This is a genomic window from Geminicoccus harenae (assembly GCF_019800005.1).
GTDB classification, from domain to species: Bacteria; Pseudomonadota; Alphaproteobacteria; order Geminicoccales; family Geminicoccaceae; genus Geminicoccus; species Geminicoccus harenae.
Genome location: NZ_JABGCL010000025.1, coordinates 68,741 through 75,250 on the forward strand (window position 1 = coordinate 68,741; position 6,510 = coordinate 75,250).

A 6,510-nucleotide genomic window follows, 5' to 3' on the forward strand; every position below is an offset into this window, starting at 1 on the left:
AACCACGACTGCCTGCTCGACGACACGCTGAGCAGCGAGCCCGTGATCATCACCGAGGGTGAGCTCGATGCTATCGCCGCCATGCAGGCCGGCTTCCGTCGCGTGGTCAGCGTCCCGGGTGGTGCGCCGTCCAAGGAGGTCGCCAGCGATACTTCGGGCAAGTACGCCTTCGTCGCCGACACGCTGAAGCTGTTCGAGGGCGTGCGGGACATCGTGATCGCCAGCGACGGTGACGAGCCCGGCGTCGCTTTGCTCAACGACTTGTCATTGCGACTGGGCAAGGGGCGGTGCCGCTACGTCCAATACCGGCACGGCACCAAGGACCTGAACGACCTGCTGCTCGGCTACGGGCAAGCCGCCGTCATTGAGGCGATCAACGGCGCACCGCATGTGCATGTCGCCGGCCTGTTCCGGATGAGCGATTATGCGCCGATCCCGATGCCGACCGCGATGGCCTGCGGGTTCGACTTCCTCGTCGACAACTACCGGGTCCGGCTCGGCGACTTCGTCGTGGCCACCGGCGTGCCCGGCATGGGCAAGACGACCTTCGTCAACGACCTGGTGGTCCGCATGGCCGAGAACTACGGCCTGTCGACCTGCTTCGCCTCCTTCGAGCAACACCCGCTCATCGATCACCGGCGATCGCTGCGCAGGCTCTACGCGCGCTGCCCCGAGAGTCGGATGAGGCCGGAGGAGATCGCTGATGCCGATCGCTGGATCGACGGCATGTTCAGCTTCGTGACGCCGGACGAGGACGAGGATGCGACGCTCGAATGGGTGCTCGACAAGCTCGCCGCCTCGGTCGTGCGCTACGGCACCCAGATCTGCGTCATCGACCCCTGGAACGAGCTGGACCACGTACGGCCGAAGGACATGAGCCTGACCGAGTACGTGGGCTGGGCGATCCGGCAGCTCAGGAAGTTCGCCCGCAAGTGGCAGGTGCACCTGATCGTGGTGGCGCACCCGGCGAAGATGATGCGTGACAGGGACGGCAAGGTCGGCATCCCGAGCCTCTACGACATCAGCGATAGCGCGCACTGGTTCAACAAGCCGGACGTCGGGATCGTCGTGCACCGCGATGCCGATGGTGACGTGATCCGGATCGCGAAGTCGCGCTACCACGACATCATCGGCAAGCCCACGACCGTGAAGGTGCACTTCGATGCCTACACGGGGCGCTACAGCAAGGCGGATGCGCTGTGACCGTCCAGCACGACCCGGTCGAGGTCATTCCCGGCATTACCTTCTGCCAGTGCCTGATCTGCCAGGCAGACCGGCTGCGGGCGATCGCACGGGTGGCTGACAAGATGCCGGAACATGCATCGAAGCTGGCCAGGATCTTCGCCGAGCTGACGGAGAAGGCGGCGATCGCCTCGGGACAGATCAACGAGGTGCCAGCAGGAGCATCCACTGTTCTGTCAGGCGGAGAACAGGTATGAGCGGCAAGTTCAAGCCCGGCACCTCGGGCAACCCCAAGGGCCGACCGAAAGGCTCCCGCAACAAGGTCTCGGTCGAACTCGACGCGCTGGCCGAGCAGACCGCCCCGTACGTCCTCAAGGCCGCGATCAAGAGTGCCCTGGCCGGCGATGTTGCGGCCCAGAAGCTGATCCTGGAACGGCTGTGGCCGGCCAGGAAGGGCCGGCCGGTCCGGATCAATCTGCCGACCGTCGAGACGGCCGCGGATGCCGCCAACGGGATCAACCGGGTCATCGCCGCGATCGCCGAAGGCGAGCTCTCACCCGAGGAAGGCGCGGCCCTGGCCGGGATCCTGGAGCGGCGGATCCAGCACTTCGAGCTCCTCGAGCACGAGGCCAGGCTGGCCAAGCTGGAGCAGCGGGAAGAGCAGCCATGAGGTCAATCCGGCGGCAGGTGATCGCCCAGCGGCTGGCCCGGCTGGAGGCCCAGCGGCCGCAGCCAATACGCGATGATGGGCTCCCTATTCCTTCAGCTGAGGAACTCGCCGCGATGACCTCCGAGGAACTCCACGCCCTCTGTGACCGAGTCCTCGCGCAGGTCGACTTGACGCCAGAGGAACTGGCGATGACGGCGGACGAACTTCACGAGCACTGCTGCCGACTGGTCAGAGAAGACCAGGTACGCGGTGGACTTTTCAACTGAGCAGGAGAGTGACGATGTCGAAGAAGACTGAAGTTGTGCTGGCGGTCGTGACCGACGGGACCGTGGCGCCGGACCAGGCTGTCGTGGCCGTGGAGCAGGAGATCGCCGCCACCCAAGAACGCTTGGCGAACCTGAACGCCAAGCTCGAATGGGAGCGCGGCCGCGCCGAGCGTGAGGCCGCCCGGGTCTGGCGGCAGGAGGAACGCCAGCGCCTCGCGAAGCTCGCCGAGCAGGTCGACGCTCGTGTCCAGGCCGCGGCGAAGGTCGAGAAGGCGATGCAGGTTCTGGCCAACGCGATCGCCGATTACCAGGAGGCGGAGAAGCCAGTCCGGGCCATGCTCGACCTCAGCCGTGAGCGGGACAAGTACATCGCCCTGCAGGCTGGTGAGGGCCGGCTGGGCCGGCGCCTGAACGGCTTGCTGCGCCAAGCTGGAATTACGGAGCTGCCGTACCACCGCGAGGATGGTCCGCTGCAGGACGCCGAGCGCGCGGCGCTGGCCTGGTCGACCGACGTGCCGGAGCCGGATGAGCAGGAACCGGCGGCGGCGTGAGGAGTGGCTGGCGTGGAGGCCGCCGGCTATTTCTTGGTTCCGGCAAGAGATCTTGGCTGCCATGGCTACCGCCGTGGTTCCAAGGAAGTTCATCATCGGCGCCGGGGATGAATGAAACGCCGCTGCGGCCCAATCCGCGGCGGGACGTGTTCTGCCACTCGCACCGGTACCCCGAACGGGCCTAAGAGGGTGAGGCTGCGCAGTACAGACATGACGGGGTCGGGTCCCGACATGAAGCTCAAGGCATCGGAGGCGACATGGCGGATACCGGCAGCAGCCGGGTGAGCGAGCACGACGAGGCGGACAAGGATCGCCTGATCGAAGAGCTGCGCGAGGCGGTGCGGGCACGCGATGAGTTCGTGGCGATTGCAGCCCATGAGCTGCGCAACCCGATGACTCCGATCCTGGCACAGGTCGGCTTGCTGCTTGCCGCGACCAGAAACCCGAGCCGGTGCCGCCCGGAGATCATGGCGCCGAGGCTCCAGATCCTGGAGCAGGCCGTGCAGGAATTCGTGCGTCGCTCGACCACGCTCCTCGACGTGTCCCGCATCGCAGCTGGCAACATCCACATCGATCCGACAGAGGTCGACCTCTCCGTCATCATGCGCAGCATCATCGATCGCTCGATTGTCGCAGCCCGGCTGGCGCGGTGTCCGCTCGAAAGCGACCTGCAGGAGGGTGTCGTGGGGATGTGGGACCGGCTCGCTCTGGAGCAGGCGATCGAGAACCTCTTGTCGAACGCGATCAAGTTCGGCGCCGGCAAGCCCGTCCGTGTCAGCCTGCGCTCCGATGGGCAAGCCGCGCAGATCATGGTCCAAGACCAGGGCATCGGCATCTCCGAGGAGGACCGTGCCCGCATTTTCCAGCGTTTTGAGCAGGCCGTGACCCGGCGCGACCATGGCGGGTTCGGCATAGGACTGTGGCTGGCCAACCAGATGGTCACGGCCATGGGCGGCTCGATCGACATCGAGAGCAAGTCTGGCGAGGGATCGACCTTCGTGGTCACACTGCCCCTGGGAACCACGAGGGCAGGCGCATGAGTGATCAACAGGCGATCGAACGGGTACCAAGCGGGGTCCCAGGACTGGATGCCATCCTGTGCGGCGGCTTTCCCAAAGGTGGCATCCACATCGTGCAGGGACCGCCCGGGGCGGGCAAGACGACCTTGGCGAACCAGCTCTGCTACCGCCATGCGGCCACGGGCGGCCGGGCGCTCTACGTCACGCTCCTGGCCGAGAGTCATGCCAGGATGCTCCTCCATCTCGGCACGATGGATTTCTTCGACGCAGCGCAGCTGCCGGAGCAGATCGCCTATATCAGCGGCCTGGGCGCCCTCGACGAGGTCGGCCTGCCTGGGCTGGTCACGCTGTTGCGGCGCGAGATCGCGGCACGTAAGGCAACCATCATGGTCCTTGATGGTCTGGTGGCGGCGGAAGACCGGGCAGCATCCGACACCGAGTTCAAGAAGTTCATTCAGGAGCTGCAGACCCAGGCCGCGTTGTACGGCTGCACGGTCTTCCTGCTCACCACCGCGAAGGGGCAGGCCATCCCCCCTGAGCACACCATGGTCGATGGCATCATCGAGCTGACCGACGTCCGCTTTGGCTCGCGGACGGAGCGCGGGCTCTTCGTCAACAAGCTGCGCGGCAGCGACTACCTGGCCGGTCGGCATCCCTTTCGCATTACCGCGGAAGGCCTGATGGTCTATCCACGCATCGAGGCGGCGTTCCGCAAGTCCACCCGCCCGGACGAGGCACGGCCGGGCAGGCTGTCGACGGGTGTCGGCGGCTTGGACGCAATGCTTGGCGGCGGCATGGTGGAGGCGACCGTCACCGGCCTGCTCGGCCCGTCGGGGATCGGCAAGACAAGTCTGGGTCTCCACTTCGTAGGCGGATCGAGCGCGACCGAGCCGGGACTGTTCTTCGGCTTCTACGAGACGCCACCCCGTCTGCTGCAGCAGGCCGCCAGTCTGGGTCTCGATCTCGAGGGAGCGGTGGCCCGCGGCGATGTCGAGATGCTGTGGCAGCCGCAGGGCGAGGAGCTTCAGGACGCCTTGGCCCACCGCCTGCTGGACGCGGTCGAACGGCGCAGCGTCCGGCGGCTCTTCCTCGATGGCCTCGGCGGCTTCATCGAGGCTTCGGTAGAGCCTGGGCGCATGAGCCGCTTCTTCGCGGTGCTGGTCAATGAGCTGCGGGCGCGCGGCGTGACCACGCTCTACACCATGGAGACGCGGGACCTGGTCGGTCCCGGCATCCAGATGCCCATCACCGGGATGTCCTCGATGGTCGAGAGCCTGATCGCGATGCGCTACGTGGAGCACCAGAGGCGGACCTGCCGGCTTCTGTCCGTGGTGAAGATTCGCGGCAGCGGCTTCGATCCGGCTCTGCGCGAGTTCGTCATCACTGGTGGTCACGGCCTCAGCCTCGCCGGAAGCTTCGAGGGTGCCGAGGATCTTTTGAGTGGATTTGCACGGGAACGCGGTGGCTCGGATCCATCTTCCTCCATCTCGGAGGGCCCATGACGAGCATCCTGGTCGTCGACGACGAGCCGCTCATCGCGATGGCGCTCGAGGCGGTGCTGGAGGACGCCGGCTACCAGGTGATGATGGCGGCCAATGGTCGGCAAGGGCTCGAACGGCTGGCCGAGACGCGGGCCGACGTGGTGCTGCTGGACATGATGATGCCCGTCATGAACGGTCCGGCGATGCTGGCAGCCATGATCGCCGAACCGAGCTTGGCGAAGATCCCGGTCATCATCCTGAGTTCGCTGCCCGAAGAGGTGGTCCGGACCCGTGCGCGGGGCTGCGCCATGATCCTGCGTAAGCCCTATACGGCCGACGAAGTCCTAGACGCCATAGCATGGGCACTCGGCGAAGCGCGCGAAGCTGGGGATGATCCTGGCTCTTCCACACCTTGACGTGCCTCCTTCGAGTACCTGATCCGGCATCATCCCGCCTGCGCGAAGCCCAGCTTCGACGGCGAACGCCTTCTCTGTAAGGCCGCCGGAACGCCGCACCGCCAGCCGACCAGAAGGGTCGGAGTTCAACTGGCAACCCATGGGAGGTGCGGATGACTCACCTGAAGACTCGCGGAAACCGCCTGCGCCGACGCTTGACCCAGCTCGGGCGCTGGCTGCGCAAGACACCCGCACGTTCGTGGCGCCGTGCCCACTACCCCGTCGGCTACCAGATCAGGGAGTTCAACAACGTTCGCCTCGGCTGCGGCTACCGGCAGTACCAGGACACGCTCGAAGAGGCCGAAGCCTTCGCCGCCAAGCTGGAACGCGGGCGGCAGGCGGCCTGACCGGCGCAAAAAAACCGCCCGGCAAGGGACCGGGCGGCGATGAGGGGGATCGCTCCAGTTTCTTGAGCTGGAGCAGGGCCTCAACGGGAGGTGGGGCGTGGGTGTTCCGGCCGATCCTGCCGGATGACTGATCATCTTGCGATCACCGGAAGCCATCGGCTCAGCCTGGCAGGATCGGCAACGACAGGACGATCACCATGCCAGTCAGGGCGGCCAGGATGACAAAATGCGGAACCGGCACGGTGAACCTCGTACATACTCTTCAGCCCCAACGGCCCCGGTGCAGGCGCGGTTTCAACGGCATTTCGGCGCAGAACCGCCCTGTCAGCGGCCGAGAGCCCGTCCAGGCAACCTGAGGACACTATCCGACCCCGAACCGGCCGCTCATCGGCTTTCGTGGGGCTCGTCCCCCGGCCATGCCACCGCCAGCCGTTCCCTACTGCCGCGCGCTCGTCGCCCTGAAGGCCCGCTAGTGTCCTGATTCCGTAGTTCCTCCGATCTGGTGGGAGCGGAGGCAGAAGCGCTGGATGGCGGCGAGG

9 protein-coding genes are annotated in these 6,510 nt (G+C 66.2%); all 9 read left to right on the top strand.

Features of this window, described 5'->3' with window-relative positions:
* Positions 1-42 precede the first annotated feature (42 nt).
* The 9 genes from HLA95_RS20400 (at position 43) to HLA95_RS20440 (ending at position 5,971) form a co-directional block, all read left to right on the top strand.
* Positions 43-1,203, top strand: a complete 1,161-nt coding sequence (locus HLA95_RS20400; RefSeq protein ID WP_191058755.1) for a bifunctional DNA primase/helicase — start codon at positions 43-45, stop codon at positions 1,201-1,203.
* Entirely contained in the window at positions 1,200-1,439 is a 240-nt protein-coding gene (locus HLA95_RS20405) for a hypothetical protein (RefSeq protein ID WP_191058754.1), read from the top strand. Before HLA95_RS20400 ends, HLA95_RS20405 begins: the two co-directional genes overlap by 4 nt.
* The gene (locus HLA95_RS20410) at positions 1,436-1,852 is read left to right on the top strand and encodes a DUF5681 domain-containing protein (protein WP_191058753.1); all 417 of its coding nucleotides are present in this window, start codon (positions 1,436-1,438) and stop codon (positions 1,850-1,852) included. The genes HLA95_RS20405 and HLA95_RS20410 overlap by 4 nt, the downstream gene beginning before the upstream one ends.
* Complete coding sequence (locus HLA95_RS20415) at positions 1,849-2,118, top strand: hypothetical protein (RefSeq protein WP_191058752.1); 270 nt, start codon at positions 1,849-1,851, stop codon at positions 2,116-2,118. The genes HLA95_RS20410 and HLA95_RS20415 overlap by 4 nt, the downstream gene beginning before the upstream one ends.
* 14 nt (positions 2,119-2,132) lie before the next feature.
* Positions 2,133-2,669, top strand: coding sequence for a hypothetical protein (locus HLA95_RS20420; protein ID WP_222184344.1), 537 nt, complete (start codon positions 2,133-2,135; stop codon positions 2,667-2,669).
* A 257-nt stretch (positions 2,670-2,926) separates the two neighbouring features.
* Positions 2,927-3,709: a sensor histidine kinase gene (locus tag HLA95_RS20425; RefSeq protein WP_191058750.1), complete on the top strand. Its 783-nt coding sequence runs from the start codon at positions 2,927-2,929 to the stop codon at positions 3,707-3,709.
* Positions 3,706-5,190: an ATPase domain-containing protein gene (locus HLA95_RS20430; protein ID WP_191058764.1), complete on the top strand. Its 1,485-nt coding sequence runs from the start codon at positions 3,706-3,708 to the stop codon at positions 5,188-5,190. The genes HLA95_RS20425 and HLA95_RS20430 overlap by 4 nt, the downstream gene beginning before the upstream one ends.
* Positions 5,187-5,585: a response regulator gene (locus tag HLA95_RS20435; protein ID WP_191058749.1), complete on the top strand. Its 399-nt coding sequence runs from the start codon at positions 5,187-5,189 to the stop codon at positions 5,583-5,585. Before HLA95_RS20430 ends, HLA95_RS20435 begins: the two co-directional genes overlap by 4 nt.
* Positions 5,586-5,737: 152 nt before the next feature.
* Positions 5,738-5,971: a hypothetical protein gene (locus HLA95_RS20440; protein ID WP_191058748.1), complete on the top strand. Its 234-nt coding sequence runs from the start codon at positions 5,738-5,740 to the stop codon at positions 5,969-5,971.
* Positions 5,972-6,510: the final 539 nt, after the last annotated feature.

Excerpts from the sequence above, each read along its gene's own strand:
- HLA95_RS20410 (WP_191058753.1), top strand. The coding sequence starts at position 1,436 with ATGAGCGGCAAGTTCAAGCCCGGCACCTCGGGCAACCCCAAGGGCCGA.
- HLA95_RS20415 (WP_191058752.1), top strand. The coding sequence starts at position 1,849 with ATGAGGTCAATCCGGCGGCAGGTGATCGCCCAGCGGCTGGCCCGGCTG.
- HLA95_RS20420 (WP_222184344.1), top strand. The coding sequence starts at position 2,133 with ATGTCGAAGAAGACTGAAGTTGTGCTGGCGGTCGTGACCGACGGGACC.
- HLA95_RS20425 (WP_191058750.1), top strand. The coding sequence starts at position 2,927 with ATGGCGGATACCGGCAGCAGCCGGGTGAGCGAGCACGACGAGGCGGAC.
- HLA95_RS20430 (WP_191058764.1), top strand. The coding sequence starts at position 3,706 with ATGAGTGATCAACAGGCGATCGAACGGGTACCAAGCGGGGTCCCAGGA.
- HLA95_RS20435 (WP_191058749.1), top strand. The coding sequence starts at position 5,187 with ATGACGAGCATCCTGGTCGTCGACGACGAGCCGCTCATCGCGATGGCG.
- HLA95_RS20440 (WP_191058748.1), top strand. The coding sequence starts at position 5,738 with ATGACTCACCTGAAGACTCGCGGAAACCGCCTGCGCCGACGCTTGACC.